Raw genomic sequence first — 323 nt, 5'->3', positions numbered from 1 at the left:
TTGACGTGTCGTTTCGAGGGCCTATAATGCGCACCTTCTCCGGCGCCGGCCCTTGGCGAAACCTCTTGTAAATCAAGAAGTTAGCTTAAAATAAGGGCTTGCACGGACGGCGAATTCGAGTAGAATGCGCCGGGCTGACAGGGCGGTGGTTGAGTCCGGTTGGCGCTTCGGTCGGTTCGATCGAAGGCGGTGAAAGAGGCGGTTGACAGCGGTTTTGAACGCTGTAGAATGCGCCTCCCGCCGACGAGAGGCTCCGGTCGATCGAAGGCATAAGCGGTTGAGAAGAAAGAAAAACTTCTTCAAAAACAGCTTGACGTGACACA

1 protein-coding gene is annotated in these 323 nt (G+C 54.8%); it reads right to left on the bottom strand.

The annotated features are described in order from the left end of the window. Positions 1–85 precede the first annotated feature (85 nt). Positions 86–323 (bottom strand): hypothetical protein (locus tag EA795_RS21345; protein ID WP_240645064.1); only part of this gene is annotated, 238 nt, incomplete at its 5' end.

The sequence above is a fragment of the Stutzerimonas nitrititolerans genome (assembly GCF_003696285.1).
Taxonomy (GTDB): Bacteria; Pseudomonadota; Gammaproteobacteria; order Pseudomonadales; family Pseudomonadaceae; genus Stutzerimonas; species Stutzerimonas nitrititolerans.
This window is presented reverse-complemented; position numbering and strand designations above follow the sequence as displayed.